Origin of the sequence: Corallococcus sp. AB038B (assembly GCF_003668955.1) — a bacterium.
Classification (GTDB): Bacteria; Myxococcota; Myxococcia; order Myxococcales; family Myxococcaceae; genus Corallococcus; species Corallococcus exiguus.
Map to the genome: position 1 here is coordinate 1957350 of NZ_RAWO01000001.1, position 16141 is coordinate 1973490.

The window sequence follows — 16141 nt, forward strand, 5'->3', positions numbered from 1 at the left end:
ACGGCGGGGTGTTTACCGTTTTCCCGACCGGGCCATGGCCACGCGGCGGGGAGCCCGAGGAGTCGTCCATCGATGCGTGTCATCCTCTTCTGTCATTCCCTGCTGTCGGACTGGAACCATGGTGACGCCCACTTCCTGCGCGGGGTGGTGACGGAGCTGGCCGCGCGAGGCCACTCCGTGCGCGTGTTCGAACCCGAGGACTCAGGGAGCTTCCAGTGCCTCTTGGAGGAGCCCCACGGTGTGGCCGCGCTCAACGAGGTCCGTGCCCTCTATCCGCACGTGCGTCCGGAGCGGTACGCGCCCGACACGCTGGACCTGGAGGCCGTGCTCGATGGCGCGGACCTGGTGCTGGTGCACGCCTGGACGCCGCCGGACCTGGTGCGCCGCCTCGGAGCGCACCGGCGTGACGGCGGCCGCTTCCGCCTCCTCTTCCACGACACCTGGCACCGGTGCGTAAGCGCGCCGGAGGTGATGGCCGGCTACGAGCTGTCCCGGTACGACGGGGTGCTCGCCTCCGGAGACGTGCTCCGGGACCTCTACCTGGAGCGGGGCTGGGCGCGGCGGGCGTGGACCTGGCACGAGGCCGCCGACGTGCGCGTGTTCCACCCGCACCCGCGCAACCGCGAGGTGCGGGACCTGGTCTGGGTTGGCAACTGGGGAGACGACGAGCGCACGAAGGAGCTGCAGGAGTTCCTCGTGGAGCCGGTGCACGAGCTGGGCCTCACCGCGCGAGTGCATGGCGTGCGCTACCCGGTCTCCGCCCTGCGAGCCCTCTTCGACGCCGGCATCGAGTACGCCGGCTGGCTGCCCAACCATCGCGTGCCCCTGGCCTTCTCCCAGGCACGCGTCACCGTGCACATCCCCCGGCGGCCCTACGCCACGCTGCTGCCCGGCGTCCCCACCATCCGCCCCTTCGAGGCGCTGGCGTGCGGCATCCCGCTGGTCTCCGCTCCGTGGGAGGACTCGGACGGGCTCTTCACCGCGGGGAAGGACTACCTCGTCGCCCGGGACGGGGCGCAGATGCGGCGCCACCTGTCCGCGCTGGTCGCGGACGCGGAGATGCGGCACGCCTTCGCGGAAGCCGGCCTGCGCACGGTACTGTCGCGCCACACCTGCGCGCACCGGGTGGAGGCGCTGCTCGTCATCTGTCAGGAGTTGGGGATGTCTGGCGAATCCCTCCATCCGCTGTCCTCGGAAAGAGTCCTCGCATGAGCGGCGGCCTGCGCTTCGCCTTCTTCGGTTCCAGCCTCGTGTCCACCTGGTGGAACGGCTCGGCCACCTACTACCGGGGCCTGCTCCGCGCCCTGCACGCGCGCGGACACCAGGTCACCTTCTATGAACCGGATGCCTCCGGCCGGCAGGAGCATCGCGACCTCCAGGCTCCGGACCAGGCACGCGTCGTCGTCTATTCCAACAACCTGGGCTCGGTGGACGAGTGCCTGGACGACGCCTTCGGTGTGGACGTGGTGGTGAAGGCCAGTGGTGTGGGGGCCCTCGACGCGTATCTGGATGCGCGAGTGCTGGAGCTGCGCCGCTCCGGCACGCAGGTGGTGTTCTGGGACATGAGCGCGCCCGCCACGCTGGAGCACGTGGCGAAGGACACCCACCACCTCTTCCGTCAGCTCATCCCGCGCTTCGACCACATCCTCACGTCCGGCGGCGGCGCACCGGTGGTGAACGCGTACCGCGAGCTGGGCGCGAAGCATTGCGTGGCCATCCACCCCGCGGTGGATCCGGACACGCACCACCCCGTGGCGCCTGAGTCGCGCTTCGCCTGTGACCTGGCCTTCCTGGGCAACCGGTTGCCGGACCGCGAGGCGCGCGTGGAGGCCTGCTTCTTCAAGGTCGCGGAGTCGCTGCCCCGCTCGCGCATGCTCCTGGGCGGCAACGGTTGGGAGGAGCGCGTCGTGCCCGCCAACGTCGGGCGCCTGGGCCATGTCTACACGCAGGACCACAACGCGCTGAACAGCTCGGCGCGCGCGGTGCTCAACCTGCACCGCGACAGCATGGCGCGCTTCGGCTTCTCACCGTCCCCGCGCGTGTTCGAGGCCGCGGGCGCGGGAGCCTGCCTCATCACCGATGCCTTCGAGGGCGTGGAGCAATTCCTGGAGCCCGGCCGCGAGGTCCTGGTGGCCCGCTCCGGTGAAGAGGTCGCCGAGCACGTGAAGCGCCTCACCCCGGAAGACGCGCGGCGCATGGGACAGGCCGCGCTCCAGCGCGTGCTGGCCGAGCACACGTACGCGCACCGCGCCGTGGAGGTGGAGGCGGCGCTGGGCTGACGCATCCCGGTCATCGACGTCGGCAGGGGTTGAAACCCGGCGTGGCGGGACGCATCGATGGGAGTGCATGACGTCCCCTCCGCCTCCCAAGCCCTGCGCTGTCTGCGGCCGCGCCATCACCTGGCGCCGCAAGTGGGCGCGCGACTGGGAACAGGTGCGGTACTGCTCGGAGGCGTGCCGGGGGAAGCGGACCCAGGCGCGGGATTCCCCGTGGGAGGCGCGCATCCTGGAGTTGCTCTCCCAGCGGGCAGGCGGAGCCACCGTGTGCCCCTCTGAAGTCGCCCGCGCGTCCGGCGGCGAGGACTGGCGTGCGTGCATAGAGCCCGTGCGCGAGGCGGCGCGCAGGCTCGTCGCTCGCGGCGTGCTGGACATCGTCCAGGGGGGCAGGGTGGTGGAGCCCTCCACCGCGCGCGGGCCCATCCGGTTGCGCCTGCGCGCCTGATGTGGTGCCCCGCACAGGGCGTTCACGGGCCGTGGAATCGCGCTTGCGCTCACATGGAGGGTCCGGCTACGCGCCGCCCCATGGCCCACGACAAGAAGCCCGCGTTCGACATCATCCTGTGGGGCGCCACGGGATTCACCGGCCGCCTGGTGGCGGAGTACCTGGCTCGCAATCAGGAGACGCACCGCGCGAAGTGGGCCATCGCCGGGCGCGACGAAGGCAAGTTGGATCAGGTCCGCTCGGAGCTGGCGAAGGTGAAGCCGGAGTTCGCGGACCTGCCGGTGGTGATTGCGGACGCGAAGGACGCGGCCTCGCTGGACGCGATGGTGGCGCGCACACGCGTCATCATCTCCACCGTGGGCCCCTACGCCCGCTACGGCAACGAGCTGGTCGACGCCTGCGTCCGCGCCGGCACGGACTACTGCGACCTGACGGGCGAGGTGCAGTTCATGCGCAGGACCATCGACGCCCACGACGCACGGGCGCGCGAGACGGGCGCCCGCATCGTGCACACCTGCGGCTTCGACTCCATCCCCTCCGACCTGGGCACGCTGATGGTCCAGGACTACATGCGGGAGAAGCACGGCGGCCACTGCGACCAGGTGCGCTTCCACCTGACGCGCATGCGCGGTGGCTTCAGCGGCGGCACCATCGCCAGCATGATGGACACCCTGGCGGCGGTGAAGGCGGAGCCGGCCCTCAAGAAGGTGCTGACCAGCGCCCACGCGCTGGACCCGGAGCCCTCCCGAGGCACGAAGGAGGAGCGCGACCTGGCCACGGTGAAGAAGAGCCCGGACACGGGCACGTGGACCGCGCCCTTCGTGATGGCCTCCGTCAACACGCGCGTCGTGCGGCGCTCCAACGCGCTGCTGGGCTACCCGTGGGGCCGAGACTTCTTCTACTCGGAGGTCTCCGACTTCGGTCCCGGGCCCAAGGGGCTGGCGCTCGCCGCGGCGACCACCGCGGGGCTGGGCGGCTTCATGCTCCTGTCGAACGTGGACCCCGCGCGGGAGCTGTTGGAGAAGCACGTGCTGCCCGCGCCGGGCGAGGGCCCGTCCGCCACCGTGCGCGAGCGAGGCCTCTTCGAGGTGCGGCTCCTGGGCGAGGGCCATTCGCCCAAGAGCGGCCAGCGCGTGAAGGTGGAGGGCAAGGTCGCGTCGAAGGGAGACCCGGGCTACGCGGCCACGGCGCGCATGCTCGCGGAGTCCGCGCTGTGCCTCGCCTTCGACACCATCCCCAAGCGGGGCGGTGTGCTCACCCCCGCGTCCGCCATGGGCATGGTGCTGGTGGAGCGCCTGCGCAAGGCAGGCATGACGTTCGAAGTGCACGACCGCGCCGCGTGAGGGCGCGGCGGGGCTCTCAGTCGCGCATGTAGTGGCAGGTGTAGCCGCCGGGGTTCTTCACCAGGTAGTCCTGGTGGTAGCCCTCGGCGGGCACCCACTCGCTGGCGGCGGTGATTTGCGTGACGACGGGCCGGGACCACTTACCGGACTTGTCCACGCGGGCCTTCACCGCCTCCGCCGTCCGGCGCTGTTCGTCCGACAGGTAGAAGATGGCGGAGCGGTACTGCGAGCCTACGTCATTGCCCTGGCGGTTGAGCGTCGTCGGGTCGTGCATGCGGAAGAACCACTGCTCCAGCAGCGCCTCGTACGTCAGCAGCTTCGGGTTGAAGACGACGCGCACGGCCTCCGCGTGCCCCGTCTTGCCGGTGTGCACGTCCTCGTAGGTGGCGTCCTTCTTCGAGCCGCCCGTGTAGCCGGCCTCCGTGTCGATGACGCCCGGGATCTTCCGGAGGATATCCTCCATGCCCCAGAAGCACCCGCCCGCCAGGTACGCCGTCTCGCGCGAGGCCTCCGTGGGGACCGCCGCCTTCGCCAGCACGACGGCACCCGCGGCGGGGGCGAGCGCGCCCTGGGGTTCGCTCGGGGCTGTGCGGCCGAAGGAGGGCAGCCACTTGCCATAGCCCTTCGCGGCCAGCTCATTCACGGGGATGAAGCGCAGCGACGCGGAGTTGATGCAGTAGCGCAAACCCGTGGGCTTGGGCCCGTCCTCGAAGAGGTGGCCCAGGTGCGAGTCGCCGTCCTTCGAGCGAACCTCCACGCGCTCCATGCCCAGGGTGCTGTCGCGCTTCTCCACCACCTGGGCCTTGTCCAGGGGGCGGGTGAAGCTGGGCCAGCCGGTGCCGGACTCGAACTTGTCGCGCGAGGAGAACAGCGGCTCGCCGCTGACCACGTCGACGTAGAGCCCTTCGTCGTGGTTGTTCCAGTACGCGTTGCGGAAGGGAGGCTCGGTGTCCTCGTGCTGCGTCACCTTGTAGGCCAGGGGGGACAGGGTGCGCTTCAGCTCCGCGTCGGACGGCTTCGTGTACGCGCGGCCGTCCTGTGGCGGGGCGTACGCGGTGGCCGCGGGCTTCTCGCCGGGCGGAGCACCCCGCGCTTCGGTGCACGCGCTCAGGGTGGCGGCCAGCACCAGCAGGGCGGGCCACAGCCGGTGCGCCACGGGCCGCGGGGTGGGAGACGGCACTGCACGGGCGGACGACATGGGTCGCGAAGCCTCCGGGCGCCGTCGGAAGAAGGGGCGCCATTCCAACTTACGCGCGACACCGGTGAACGGTTACAGCGGGGCCCCGATGACCTGCCGGCCGGGCGGGCCTTTCCGTGGCTCGCCGGAGGGCCGGGCAGTGGCCGGCGGGGGGCCGGAGGCGGTACGGTTCTAGCGAAGACCGGGAGGGAACCGATGAGCCGGGAACGCGGGCCGCGAGGTCCAATCGGGCGGGTGACGGGCATCTCGCGCGCGGAAGGCGCCAGCGTCATCCTTCGCATCCGGGCCCTCCAGAGCGTGGAGGGCGCCGCGCCGGTGGCGGAGCGCAACGCGCCCCAGCGCTCCTTCGCGGAGGTGATGGAGCGCCAGGCACAGGGCCTGAACACCTCGGAGCCCCTGCCGTTTCCCGTGGCTCCCAAGCCCCTGCCGCCGCCCGCGCGCGGTCATGAAGACGAAGAGTTGATGACCGCGGAGCCCGCCCCCGACACCTTCGTCGGGCTCATGTGGTCCAAGCTGAAGCGCCCGCGCTGAAGCGCTCCAGGGAAGGCGCACCGGCCGGGCTGCTACCACCACGTCGCGGCGAGCCTGCCCAGGGACACGCGGTCCAGGCTCGCCACGTCGTTGGCTGATGCACTCCCGGGAAGGCGCTCCGGCTGGACCGCTACCACCACGTCGCGGCGAGCCCGCCGAGGGACACGTAGTCCTGGCTTGCGGCATCGTTGGCGGAGAGGGGGTCCTCGGGGACGCTGAGCGTCCGCGTGGCGGTGATGCGGTAGGACAGGCCCACGCTGGAGCGAGGCAGCGGCGCGGAGAACCGCAGGAGGGCGGTGTCACCCACGGCCATCGGTCCCACCTCGCACTGGAGCGTGCCGGCGGACATGAGGCAGTCCCGGGTGCTGGCCTGGAGTCCCGGAGGCAGGGCCACGGTGATGACGGCCCGGTTCAGCGGATCCGGCCCGTGCTGCGTGACGGTGAGCGTGTAGTCGATGCGCGGCACGGACACACCCGGCCTGGGGACAGCGGTGAGCGTCACCTCCACGTCCGCGGAAGCCGCGGCCCTCAGCACGGACACGTCATGGCTCCGCGTGTTGGCGGTGACGACGTCCGGCTTCAGGTCGCCGTCGAGCAGTCCCACCGCGAGCGCCGCGGGGCCCTCACCGGTGGCCAGGCGCGTGGGCGCGCCGAAGGAGCCGTGGCCCTGGCCGGGCAGGAGGGACACGGTGTCCTCGTTGAAGTTCGCGGTGATGAGGTCCGGCATCCCGTCGCCGTTGAAGTCGCCGGCCGCGACGAAGTACGGCCCGCCCTTCACTGCAAAATCCACGCGCACAGGGAATGCGCCGGTGCCGTTGCCGCGCAGCACGGACACGCTCTGGCCCCGGAAGTTCGCGGTGACCACGTCCAGCTTCCCGTCGTCATCCACATCCACCACCGCGACGGAGTAGGGCGCGTTGCCCGTGGCGAAGTCCATGCGAGGCCGGAACGTCCCGTCCCCGTTGCCGAGCAGCACCGACACCGTGTCCACGAAGTTCACGGTGACGAGGTCCGCCATCCCGTCGTGGTTGACGTCAGCTACCTTCACCGCGAACGGGTTGGTGCCGGCGTTGACATCCTTCTGGTGCACGAACCGTCCGGAGCCCCGGTTCAGCAGCACCGACACGGAGTCGTCGAGCGAGTTGGCCGTCACCACGTCCAGGCGGCCGTCGCCGTCCAGGTCGCCCACGTCCACGGCCGAGGGCTCCGCGCCCACGGAGTGGTCGGTCCGCGCCCCGAACGTCCCATCACCTCGCCCCAGCAGCACGGACACCGTGCCTCCGAAGTGGCTGGTGACCGCGTCCAGGTGGCCATCTCCGTCGAAGTCCCCCACCGCGACCGCGCCGGGCAACGGGCCGGTGGGCCGCTCCATGCCGGGCGCGAACGTCCCGTCCCCCTGGCTCCGCAGCACGGACACGGTGCCCGCGGTGTGGTTGGCCGTGATGACGTCCAGGCGCCCGTCCTCGTCGAAATCACCGAGCGCCACTGCGCGCGGCCCCATCCCCGTCGGAGAAGCGCGAGGAGCGTCCAGCAGCGGCTGCGATGAGGTGACCACCATCCGAGGCAGCGCCATGGCGATCAGCACCGCGGCGCTGAACAGCATCACGCCCGCATGGGCCATTCGTGGGTGTCGCATGTCTTCCCCCTCTTCATTCACGATTCACGGCCCTGAACCGGCAAGGCCGTATGAACGCGGTTTCCGTGACATCCCCGCGTGATGTTGAAGAAGTAAGAAGGGGCGCCGGGCGGGGCCATGCGTCCCGGGGGAAGGTGGGGTGACGGGTGGTGGACAGGGGCATGTCCCCGGAGGGACGGCTTGCGCGCGGGGTAGGCTGCGCCGGCCATGTCCCTTCCGTCCGGAGCCCCGCCTTCTTCCCGCCATCCGTTGGTGGTCACCACATCGGACCGGGTGGACGCACCGCTCGCACAGCGTGCGCGGAGTGCGGCGGAGGCGGTGGGCGTGCCGTATGTGGAGCGCCACCACAAACTGCCCCTGAAGAAGCTGCTCACCGACATGGCGGACGCGCTCATTGTCTTCGAGTCCACGGCAGTGTCGCTGGTGGACGCGGAAGGGACGCTGCGCTTCTCACCGGGGCTGGCGCACCTGCGAGTGAAGCAGCTGGACGCGGGCGTGATGGAGGACCAGCTCGTGCGCGTCGCGGGCCTGCGCGAAGGGGAGCGCGTGTTGGACTGCACGCTGGGCCTGGGTGCGGATGCGCAGGTGGCGGCGCGGCTGGTGGGGCCGGGCGGAAGCGTCATCGCGCTGGAGAAGAGTCCGGCGCTGTATCTCCTGGTGCGGCACGGGCTCAAGGGGCTCGAGCGCCACCCGGCCGCCTGCGCGGTGAGCGCGGTTTACGCGGACGCGGCGGAGTTCCTGCGTGGGCTGCCGGACGGCGCGTTCGACGTGGTGCTCTTCGATCCGATGTTCGAGCGCGAGCGCAAGTCCTCCGCCGCGTTCGAAGCGCTGCGCCGCCACGCGGACTACTCGCCGCTGACGCGCGAGACGGTGGACCAGGCCCGGCGCGTGGCACGCCGGGTGGTGGTGTTGAAGGGCTCGCGCTACTCGAAGGACTTCAAGAAGCTGGGCCTCACCCCAGAGCCCGCCCGGCCCAATGCCACGGTGTTGTGGGCCCGACTCCCGGGGTCGGGCAATCCCGTGCATCCTGGTGAAGACGGAAGTCCCTGATACCGTCCCGGGCCGCCGTGAAGCACGACAACCGGGAGCGACACATGAAGACGCTGAAGCGGGGACTGTTGCTGGTGGGCTGCCTGCTGGGGACCGTGGGCTGTGGCGTGGAGGCGCCGGAGGAGGGCGCACCGGTGCAGGAGGACACGCAGGAGGTGTCCGCGCAGGCAGGCTGCATCCCCGGCCAGACGCGCACCATCAAGGTGGGCTGTTGCACCCCCACGCTGGAGCGCCGGCAGAACCAGATCTGCACCAACTCGGCGGGCTCCTGGAGCAACTCCGGCTCCAGCTACTGTGGCGGCTCGACCCTGAACTGCTACGGCGGCTGATCAGGAGGCTCGAGGCGCGTTGACCCATCCTGCGCGCAAGCAAGGCTCGCGCAGGGTGGTCCACAGGGACCGGTGGCTGGATCGTCGATCCGCGGAAGACCGCTCTCCGGAGAGGAACCGTCCCCATCAGCCCGACCGCCGGACAGGTTGCCCAAGGCCGAGCCCATCACCTCTCTCTCTGCGCGCGCTCCATCAATCTCAGGGGGAGTAGGCCCCGGAGCTGTTGGAGACAGCAGTGGCTCGCTGGCCGGAGCCACGGAGAGGGCCTGCACCTGAGGGCACGGCGCAACCCCAAGCGCCCCGGTGTCCTCGGAGGCCGGTTCAAGGCAACCAGGACTCCGCTCTTCGACAGAAGGGCGTACCTCCGGCGCGTCCTCCATTTCAGTGGCTGCCACGGGCGCACCGACGAGGCCCTCCTGCGCGCATGGGGCCGCGGGGGACGCAGGTTCCTGGGGCGCGGGGGCGAATGCGTTCAGCACGCGCTCATCGCGCGCCTTCAGCAGTGCTGGCAGCTCATTCTGAAGTGCTTGCACGTCACGCTCGTGCAGGATTTCGCTCACGCGGATGGCCCACTCGCGCAGCGCCTCTCCGCCCATGAGCGGCAGCAGTTGGGCGGCTCCTCCCAGGAATGCCCGCTGCAGGGACTGCACGAGGAGCACGTGCCCCGGACGCGCAGCCACCCGCGCCGCATGCCGCAGCAATTCGAATTCCGCCTGCGCGCAGACTTCCCCCGACTCCCAGCGCGCCGCGTCCTGGAGCTGGAAGCACGTGCTCCCCAGCCGGTCCAGGTCGAGGTCCGAGGCCCTCGCGCAGCAGTCGGCCAGCAGCTCCACCAGCGCCTGCCGCTTGAGGCTGAAGTAGCCCTCCAGAAGCCACCGGGCATCCGGGTTGCTCGCGTCATGCAGCGCCAGCCCCAGGTTCTCCAGCGTCAGTGACTCATCCAACGCCACCGCGCGCGTCTTGCGTCCGGCGCGCTGCACCACCAGGCCCCGGGCGGCCAGCCGCCGCAGCGCCTCACGGATGGTGCCTCGGCACACCTCATAGCGGCGCGCCAGCTTCGCTTCGGAGCCGAATTGCCCGCTCGGGTGCAGCCGCCCCAGCGCGATATCGCGCTCGATTTGCGCCTCCACATAGGCCACGAGTCCTCGCCGTTCCATCCCCATCCCCCTCCTCGTCCCAGCATCGCCATCCAACCACAGGGGTCTGACATGGACGTGCGGGCCCACCCTTCTCATTGCCAGCCAGGGGGTCACCCTCCGGGCCCGGTCGGAGAAAAACCTGTCCGACTGTCGGACAGCTTTTCAGGCAACCGGTCCCGGGCGGGCGCCTCTGTCCGTTGCCCCAGTTCGGGAGGCTCCGGACCGGGGAGGCTTCAGGTTCGCTTGAAGGCGCTGGCGTCCGGCAGGCCGCTGCCGCTCAGGTCCGCGCCCATGGCGGTGAGGACGCCGGAGAAGATGTCCGGCTCGTTGGAGGTCACCTTGCCCGGTTGGCGCTCGCCAGTGCGCACGTCGAAGCCGTAGGTGAGGGTGGTGTTCGGATCCACGCCTCCCAGCACGGTGTTGCCCTTCACCATGGGCGACAGCAGCAGGAAGCCGTTGTTGAGGTCGTGGCCCGAACCGAACTCCGTGGCGCCGGAGGGACGCGGACGCGTGCGGCCGAACTCCGTGGCCACGTAGATGAGCGTGCGGTCCCACATGGACTCGCCTGAGTTCGCGTCGAATGGCTCCGCCTTGAGCAGCGTGATCAGCGAGTCCACCGTGGACAGGATGCGCGCCCACATGAAGGCCTGTCCGCCCCGGTGGTCGTTGTGGCTGATGTCGAACGCGAGCGGTGGATTGGCGATGCCGTTGGGCCCGCCCACCGCGACGTTGAAGTCCGGCCCCAGCGTCACCGACACGGACACTCGGTACTTGAGCAGCAGGAACGCGAGCGCCGCCTGGCCCTGCACGGGATCCGTGAAGAAGCCGGGGAAGACCTCTCGCAGCCGCGCCCCGTCCGGTGAACTCTCCAGCCCATACTTCGACAGGGGAATGGACGGCAGGTTCGGCAGGACGTTGAGCTTCGTGATGAGGTCCAGGGCCTCCAGCTTCGGCTGCTGCACGCCGCGCTGTTCGCTCCAGCGCTTCAGCGCGCCGCTGTCCTGGAAGGTGCGGCCGAAGATGGACTTCTGGTCCAGGGCGTCCCGCGTGCTCCGAGCCAGCGCGATGACGTCCTTCGACGGCGCACCGGCGATGCCTCGCGAGCCATCCAGACCCAGGGGCCACAGCGACGGGTTGACCACGGGCTCCCCGAAGCAGGACAGGGGCAGGCTGTCGTCGGTGCCACGCTCGGCGTAGCCGCCCGTGCCCATGTTGACGTTGGGCAGCGGTATTCCGCCTCCCCACTGGAGCGCGACGGCCTCCTGGAGCGTGCGGCCCCGCCACGCGCCGTTGCCGGTCAGCGAGCGCTTCTGTGCGATGCCATGGTTCACGGACGTGCCCACGGAGGTGGCCACCAGCATCTCGCTCGCGTGCTTCTTCACGAACGCCAACTGGTCGGTGTCGACCGGGATGTTGATGCTGCCCAGGCGCGAGTTGCTGTACTTCACCGCGCGGAAGGGACTGTTCGCCACGCCCTGCACCTGCGCGTCCGGGAAGGTGTTGAACGCGGCGGCGTTGGAGGACTCGGATTGGCGTACCGCGAGGAAGCTGTCCACGATGGACGCGCCCCCCGCCGCCCCGATGACGATGAGGAACTTCGGCTTGCTGTCGAGCGCGTCGCGCTTGCGGCCCAGCTTCTCCAGGGACTCGGGAGTCTGGAGCGAGTCCCGGCAGCCGGAGAGGAAGGGCGCGAGCGTGGTGCCCGCCGCGCAGAGTGACAGTGCCCGCAGCATCTCCCGGCGCGACAGCCGGCCCGTGGTCTTGAGGGTCATGGGAGGGGTTCCTCAGTAGAAGACGGCTTCAGCGGAAGAGAAGACGGCGAGACACGCGGCCTGCATCCACGCGACTCCTGGCGTGGCCACACCGGTGGCCTGTACGTCGGCGGACAGCCGCACCAGCGTGTCCCGCTCGTCCTGGGTCGGGTCCCGCAGCCACGCGCGGCGCACCAGGGAGGTCACCGCCGTGGCGACAGCCGGGCTCGCTGCGTCCGCCAGCTTGCCGTCCGCGGTGATGACCACGTCCTTGAACACCACCGCGGTGGCGGGCGTGGTCACGTCCATCGCGATGCGTGCGTTGCAGGCGGAGAGCACGGTGCGCTCCACGGCGATGGGCGTGGTGGCGCCCGTGACGGGGGCGGTCTCGTAGACGCTGTGCTGATAGGGGTCCACGCCGCCCAGCGCCACGCCGTGCACGGTCTGGCAGGGGTACTGGCCCAGTTCGTTGCACACGGACGCCGCGGGCAGCTCCAGCGCCTGGGCCAGGTCGAGCGACAGGCGCTCGGGGCCCTTGAAGCGCAGGTTTCCCTTCTGGGACTTGGCGACGCCGCCATCCCATTCGGGCGTCACGCCGGGGTTCGCGTCCGGTCCCAGGTCGACGGCGGGGGGGAGCTTGTCGGAGCAGCCCGTGAGCAGCAGACAGGTCAACAGCAGGCGTTCAGGGCGCACCGTAGGCCTCCGTGCGGATGAGGTCGTGAAGCATCTTCTGCACGCGGTACGCGTGCGTCGTGCGGAAGGCCTGCCAGGTGCGGACGAACTCTTCGTTCTCTTCTGGCAGGGGCGCGTGGCCGACAAGCAACTTCCAGTAGTCCGTGACGGTGGAGATGGCGAAGGCGTCGCTGTTGGCGGCGACCCGGGCCCACTCCATGAGGTTGCTCACGGGCTGGCCCAGGATGACGCCCTGTTCGGGCGTGTTCTTCAGGGTGGCCGCTTCGTTGGGGAAGAGCAGCTCCAGCCGGTTGGGGATGTAGCGGTTGGGCAGCCCGCCCAGGCCGTTGTAGTTGCGGTACGGATACGACAGCGGATCCAACGTCGCGTGGCACGCGGCGCACTGGGGCGCCTGGACGCCCTTGGCGTCGTAGTCGCGCGGCTCGTTGGGGACGCTGTGCAGGCCCTCCTGCTTCGCGATGTCCAGGCCCAGGTACGCGCGGTACATCTGCGACGCGGCGTTGCGTGGCAGCGCGGTGAACATGACGAACGAGGTCAGCGTCCACGCGCTCGTCATGTTGCCGGCGCGGCGCGAGGCCTCCACGAACTGGGAGGAGAGGCTGTTGGCGGTGGTGTACGTGGTGGGGCTCGAACCCGAGCGCTTCACGTAGAAGCTGGCGGTGAGGACGTCGCGCGCGTCGTGGTCGTCCGTCTGGGACCAGGCGAAGAGGGCGTAGTCGTCGTAGTAGTCCGCCAGGGGAATGATGCCCGCGTCCTCGCCGGACTTGATGGAGCCGACGGGGCGGATCTTCGGGTGGGCCACCTTCCAGAGCTGCCCGTGCTTGCCTCGCCAGAAGTCGGACTGGAGGCAGCGGTCCAGCTCCTGGTCGATGAAGGCGCGCTGCTTCTCCGCGCTGCCCAGCTCCAGGAAGGTGACCACCTGGGCGTAGGTGGGGGACGTGCCGCAGAAGTCGCTGAGCATGCGGCGGTAGGCGAAGCGCGGGTCGTACTGGCAGACCTTGAACTGGGGGTTCTCTCCGCCGCCGCAGACGCCGCTGGGCGGGACGCTGGTGGCGTCACCGGGCAGCGAGCCCTGCTCGACCTCGAACTGGTTGGGGGCGCCGTCGCCGTCGGTGTCCGCGGTGGCGATGGCGCGCAGCGCGGCGGGGAGGGCGGCGGCGAAGTCCGCGTCGGAGAGGGGGCGCGGCTTACCGGGGGCGAGGTGCGGCTCCAGCGCGGCGCCGTAGCCGTTCCGCTGAGGCGGGGCCACGTGGCAGTACGTGCAGGCGGGCTGGGTGCCCTGGCATGCGGGCGCGGTGGGGTACTCAGCGCAGAAGGTGCCGGGACCGGTGGGCATGGCCACGGCCTGGGGGGCGAACCCGAGCAGCAGCAGCCCGGGCAGCAGCCATCGGCTCGGGGGTGGGAAGGGGAGGGGCACGCGGGCTCCGGGATCGGTTGCTGTACGGACACCCCAACCCGGAAAATCAGAAAAGGTTTCGGCGATTCGTGGGCGCCCGGCTCACCAGGGCCGCCGCTCGATGAGGTGGCGGGCCTCCGGCGAGGGGGCGAGGAAGGACACGGGCGCACCCGCGACGCGCTCGAGTTCTTCCAGGTGGTGACGGGCCGCGTCGGTGAGCTGGTCGAAGCGCCGTGAGGCCCAGTTGGTCGCGGCCAGGTCCCCCGCGAGCGTGAGCGCCAGGTCCGTGGGGGCATTGAGGGAAGCGGCCTCGCGCAGCCCCACCCAATCGAACGCGCGGCCTTCCGAGCGGCACGCCAGGACCACCCGCCGCACCCGCCCCGGTGCGATGCCCGCTGCCTGAATGCATCCGCTGGCTGAGGGTCCCGCGCTTTCGACGAGCACGCGGTGTCCTCGGGCGAAGGCGTCCTCCAGTTCCTCGCGTGAGGGCCTCGGGTCTGGCCCGTCTGGTCGAAACAGCACGGCGTAGTGAGGCGCGAGCTGTGCCGTGAGCGGCCGCGTGTCCACGCCGTCATGGCGCCCCGGGATGATGAGGTCCACGAGCCGTTCGCCGGGCCGCCCATACAGCCCGAGCCGGCTGGCCACTCGCACGAGTACAGCGTCGGGTGGAGTCTTCGCCGTGTCGACCACGAGTTCCGCCAGCGAGGCCAACGCGTGCACCGCACGCTCGGCGGGATGCGCCCAGGTCGCCTCGAAGGCGTCTCGCTCCGAATCCTGGTGCGCCGTGAATGTGCGCTCCTCGGATGGCCTTGCAGCATCGAGAGGGTCAGGCCTCGCGCCCTCGCTCGGTGTGCGCAGAGGCCGCTCAGCAGCATGTGCCCTGGCCGCCTCGACAGTGGTAGGCGTCGTGTCCTCGTGTGGTGTGCGTGGAGGCTGCTCTGGGAGGTGTGGCTTTGCTACCTCGGCAGTGGCAGGCCTTTCGTGAACATGCGTGGCTCGCGAACGCCGCTCCGCATCGCGCAGCGCCTGCTCCGGTTCCGGCGTCTCCAGGTGGACGTGCACGACGCGGAGCCCCGGGCTTCCGCGCAGGCCGTCCAACTGCGCCTCGCTGCTCGAGGCATCCACGATGATCAGCCTGGAAGGTCGGCCAGTGTGGCTGGGGGCGCCCGGTCCGTGCCCTCTCAGGGCCGCGAGCACTCCGTCCGCCAGCCAGCGCCCTCCCGTCTCGCGGTCCAGCGCGACGGTCAACTCCTGGCGTGTGCGCCGGGAACCGTCACCGCCATGCTTCCGCAGGAAATCCTCCGAGTGGAGATGCAGCGCGCCGAACCGCCGCGCGAGCCCCTGCGCGAGGGTCGTCTTCCCCGCGCCAATGGGCCCCGACACCGCCACCACCGTGACCGCCATGGCTTGCTCCTCCCGAGGAGGAACACCCTAGGAACCCTGTCGCGGTGCGAACCATCCCCCGTTGGAGGGAGGCCTCAGCGCTTTTCGGAGACGCGCACCCAGTCCACTTCCATGGTCTGCGGTGCGTTGCGCAGCAGGTCCGCGGTGGCCTGAGGCACGCCGAAGTACGGCTCCTTCGCCTTGTTGACTCCCTCCGGGTAGCCGCCGCCCACCGCGAAGTTGAAGATGATGAAGAGGGGCTTGTCGTAGGCCCACGCGCCGTGGCGTTCCACCTCTTCACGCGTGGACGTCTTCACGCGCTCCCCGTCGATGTACCAGTGAATGGCTTCCGGCGACGTCTCCACGCCGTACTCGTGCCAGTCGGTCACCGGCGTGCGCGGAAAGAAGCGACCGTTGATGGGCGTGTTGCCGCTGTATCCCGGCCCATGCAACGCGACGGACACCCAGTCGCCGTAGCCAACGTTCTCCATGATGTCGAGCTCCCCGCACGCCGGCCACCCCGTCGTGTGGATGTCGCCGCCCAGCATCCAGAACGCGGGCCAGAGCCCCACGCCCACCGGCAGCTTGATGCGCGCCTCGACGCGGCCGTGCTTGAACTCGCGCTTGCCCGCGCTCTCCACCCGGCCCGACGTGAACGGATACCCGTTGGCCGTCTGCATCCGCGCCGTGAGCTTCAACGTGCCGCCGCTCACCGACACGTTGTCCGGTGACGTCGTGTACTGCTGCTGCTCGTTGTTCACGTGCACGTCGGTCTGGATGCGCCAGTTGCTCGCGTCCACCTCCGTGCCGTCGAACTCGTCACTCCACACCTGGACCCAGCCGCCCGCCGCGCCCGCCACCGTTTCCGCGCGCTTCGGTGCTCCCGCGCACGCCATCAGCCCCGCCACCAGCGCCCACGCCGTCACCGTCCTGTACGTGCTCGTCGCCATCGTCGTTCCTCGAAAGGGAGC

At 70.4% G+C, this 16141-nt stretch carries 15 protein-coding genes; 7 read left to right on the plus strand and 8 right to left on the minus strand.

The annotated features are described in order from the left end of the window. The first annotated feature begins 72 nt into the window (after positions 1-72). The 4 genes from D7Y04_RS08210 to D7Y04_RS08225 all read left to right on the plus strand — a co-directional run bounded on the left by D7Y04_RS08210 (position 73) and on the right by D7Y04_RS08225 (position 4064). Positions 73-1212, plus strand: a complete 1140-nt coding sequence (locus D7Y04_RS08210; protein WP_121758846.1) for a glycosyltransferase — start codon at positions 73-75, stop codon at positions 1210-1212. After that, positions 1209-2279 carry a glycosyltransferase gene (locus D7Y04_RS08215; protein ID WP_121758847.1) on the plus strand — a complete coding sequence of 357 codons (1071 nt, stop codon included), beginning with the start codon at positions 1209-1211 and terminating at the stop codon, positions 2277-2279. The genes D7Y04_RS08210 and D7Y04_RS08215 overlap by 4 nt, the downstream gene beginning before the upstream one ends. A 67-nt stretch (positions 2280-2346) precedes the next feature. Then, positions 2347-2721 (plus strand): DUF2256 and DUF3253 domain-containing protein, encoded by a 375-nt coding sequence (locus D7Y04_RS08220; protein ID WP_121758848.1) that lies wholly within the window; start codon positions 2347-2349, stop codon positions 2719-2721. 80 nt (positions 2722-2801) lie between these two features. Further along, on the plus strand, positions 2802-4064 hold the full coding sequence (locus D7Y04_RS08225; protein WP_121758849.1) for a trans-acting enoyl reductase family protein: 1263 nt from the start codon (positions 2802-2804) through the stop codon (positions 4062-4064). Between the two features lie 16 nt (positions 4065-4080). Here the strand turns inward: D7Y04_RS08225 and D7Y04_RS08230 are convergent, their stop codons facing one another. After that, complete coding sequence (locus D7Y04_RS08230; protein ID WP_121758850.1) at positions 4081-5262, minus strand: bifunctional methionine sulfoxide reductase B/A protein; 1182 nt, start codon at positions 5260-5262, stop codon at positions 4081-4083. A gap of 195 nt (positions 5263-5457) precedes the next feature. Here D7Y04_RS08230 and D7Y04_RS08235 point away from each other — a divergent pair, with 195 nt between their 5' ends. Next, positions 5458-5793 carry a hypothetical protein gene (locus D7Y04_RS08235; protein WP_139918121.1) on the plus strand — a complete coding sequence of 112 codons (336 nt, stop codon included), beginning with the start codon at positions 5458-5460 and terminating at the stop codon, positions 5791-5793. Positions 5794-5923: 130 nt separating this feature from the next. Here the strand turns inward: D7Y04_RS08235 and D7Y04_RS08240 are convergent, their stop codons facing one another. Next, positions 5924-7429 (minus strand): FG-GAP-like repeat-containing protein, encoded by a 1506-nt coding sequence (locus D7Y04_RS08240; protein WP_121758852.1) that lies wholly within the window; start codon positions 7427-7429, stop codon positions 5924-5926. A 207-nt stretch (positions 7430-7636) separates the two neighbouring features. Between D7Y04_RS08240 and D7Y04_RS08245 the strand changes: the two genes are divergently transcribed. Next, positions 7637-8479, plus strand: coding sequence for a class I SAM-dependent methyltransferase (locus D7Y04_RS08245; RefSeq protein WP_121758853.1), 843 nt, complete (start codon positions 7637-7639; stop codon positions 8477-8479). A gap of 44 nt (positions 8480-8523) precedes the next feature. Then, on the plus strand, positions 8524-8808 hold the full coding sequence (locus D7Y04_RS08250; RefSeq protein WP_147454921.1) for a hypothetical protein: 285 nt from the start codon (positions 8524-8526) through the stop codon (positions 8806-8808). Here the strand turns inward: D7Y04_RS08250 and D7Y04_RS08255 are convergent. The 6 genes from D7Y04_RS08255 to D7Y04_RS08280 all read right to left on the minus strand — a co-directional run bounded on the left by D7Y04_RS08255 (position 8796) and on the right by D7Y04_RS08280 (position 16120). Beyond that, on the minus strand, positions 8796-9971 hold the full coding sequence (locus tag D7Y04_RS08255) for a FadR/GntR family transcriptional regulator (RefSeq protein ID WP_233601302.1): 1176 nt from the start codon (positions 9969-9971) through the stop codon (positions 8796-8798). The two genes, D7Y04_RS08250 and D7Y04_RS08255, sit on opposite strands and share 13 nt — an antisense overlap. Positions 9972-10180: 209 nt before the next feature. Then, positions 10181-11719: a hypothetical protein gene (locus D7Y04_RS08260; protein ID WP_121758855.1), complete on the minus strand. Its 1539-nt coding sequence runs from the start codon at positions 11717-11719 to the stop codon at positions 10181-10183. Between the two features lie 12 nt (positions 11720-11731). Then, positions 11732-12391 (minus strand): hypothetical protein, encoded by a 660-nt coding sequence (locus D7Y04_RS08265; protein ID WP_233601303.1) that lies wholly within the window; start codon positions 12389-12391, stop codon positions 11732-11734. Next, a complete protein-coding gene (locus D7Y04_RS08270) occupies positions 12381-13808 on the minus strand; it encodes a hypothetical protein (protein WP_121758856.1) in 1428 nt (475 codons plus the stop codon). The genes D7Y04_RS08265 and D7Y04_RS08270 overlap by 11 nt, the downstream gene beginning before the upstream one ends. An 81-nt stretch (positions 13809-13889) precedes the next feature. Next, positions 13890-15191, minus strand: a complete 1302-nt coding sequence (locus tag D7Y04_RS08275) for an AAA family ATPase (RefSeq protein WP_121758857.1) — start codon at positions 15189-15191, stop codon at positions 13890-13892. Positions 15192-15265: 74 nt separating this feature from the next. Further along, positions 15266-16120: a family 16 glycosylhydrolase gene (locus D7Y04_RS08280; RefSeq protein ID WP_120593783.1), complete on the minus strand. Its 855-nt coding sequence runs from the start codon at positions 16118-16120 to the stop codon at positions 15266-15268. Positions 16121-16141 lie beyond the last annotated feature (21 nt).

What these genes read in the sequence shown, in the direction of transcription:
- D7Y04_RS08210 (WP_121758846.1), top strand. Translation starts at nt 73, where the DNA reads ATGCGTGTCATCCTCTTCTGTCATTCCCTGCTGTCGGACTGGAACCAT.
- D7Y04_RS08215 (WP_121758847.1), top strand. Translation starts at nt 1,209, where the DNA reads ATGAGCGGCGGCCTGCGCTTCGCCTTCTTCGGTTCCAGCCTCGTGTCC.
- D7Y04_RS08220 (WP_121758848.1), top strand. Translation starts at nt 2,347, where the DNA reads ATGACGTCCCCTCCGCCTCCCAAGCCCTGCGCTGTCTGCGGCCGCGCC.
- D7Y04_RS08225 (WP_121758849.1), top strand. Translation starts at nt 2,802, where the DNA reads ATGGCCCACGACAAGAAGCCCGCGTTCGACATCATCCTGTGGGGCGCC.
- D7Y04_RS08230 (WP_121758850.1), bottom strand. Translation starts at nt 5,262, where the DNA reads ATGTCGTCCGCCCGTGCAGTGCCGTCTCCCACCCCGCGGCCCGTGGCG.
- D7Y04_RS08235 (WP_139918121.1), top strand. Translation starts at nt 5,458, where the DNA reads ATGAGCCGGGAACGCGGGCCGCGAGGTCCAATCGGGCGGGTGACGGGC.
- D7Y04_RS08240 (WP_121758852.1), bottom strand. Translation starts at nt 7,429, where the DNA reads ATGCGACACCCACGAATGGCCCATGCGGGCGTGATGCTGTTCAGCGCC.
- D7Y04_RS08245 (WP_121758853.1), top strand. Translation starts at nt 7,637, where the DNA reads ATGTCCCTTCCGTCCGGAGCCCCGCCTTCTTCCCGCCATCCGTTGGTG.
- D7Y04_RS08250 (WP_147454921.1), top strand. Translation starts at nt 8,524, where the DNA reads ATGAAGACGCTGAAGCGGGGACTGTTGCTGGTGGGCTGCCTGCTGGGG.
- D7Y04_RS08255 (WP_233601302.1), bottom strand. Translation starts at nt 9,971, where the DNA reads ATGGGGATGGAACGGCGAGGACTCGTGGCCTATGTGGAGGCGCAAATC.
- D7Y04_RS08260 (WP_121758855.1), bottom strand. Translation starts at nt 11,719, where the DNA reads ATGACCCTCAAGACCACGGGCCGGCTGTCGCGCCGGGAGATGCTGCGG.
- D7Y04_RS08275 (WP_121758857.1), bottom strand. Translation starts at nt 15,191, where the DNA reads ATGGCGGTCACGGTGGTGGCGGTGTCGGGGCCCATTGGCGCGGGGAAG.
- D7Y04_RS08280 (WP_120593783.1), bottom strand. Translation starts at nt 16,120, where the DNA reads ATGGCGACGAGCACGTACAGGACGGTGACGGCGTGGGCGCTGGTGGCG.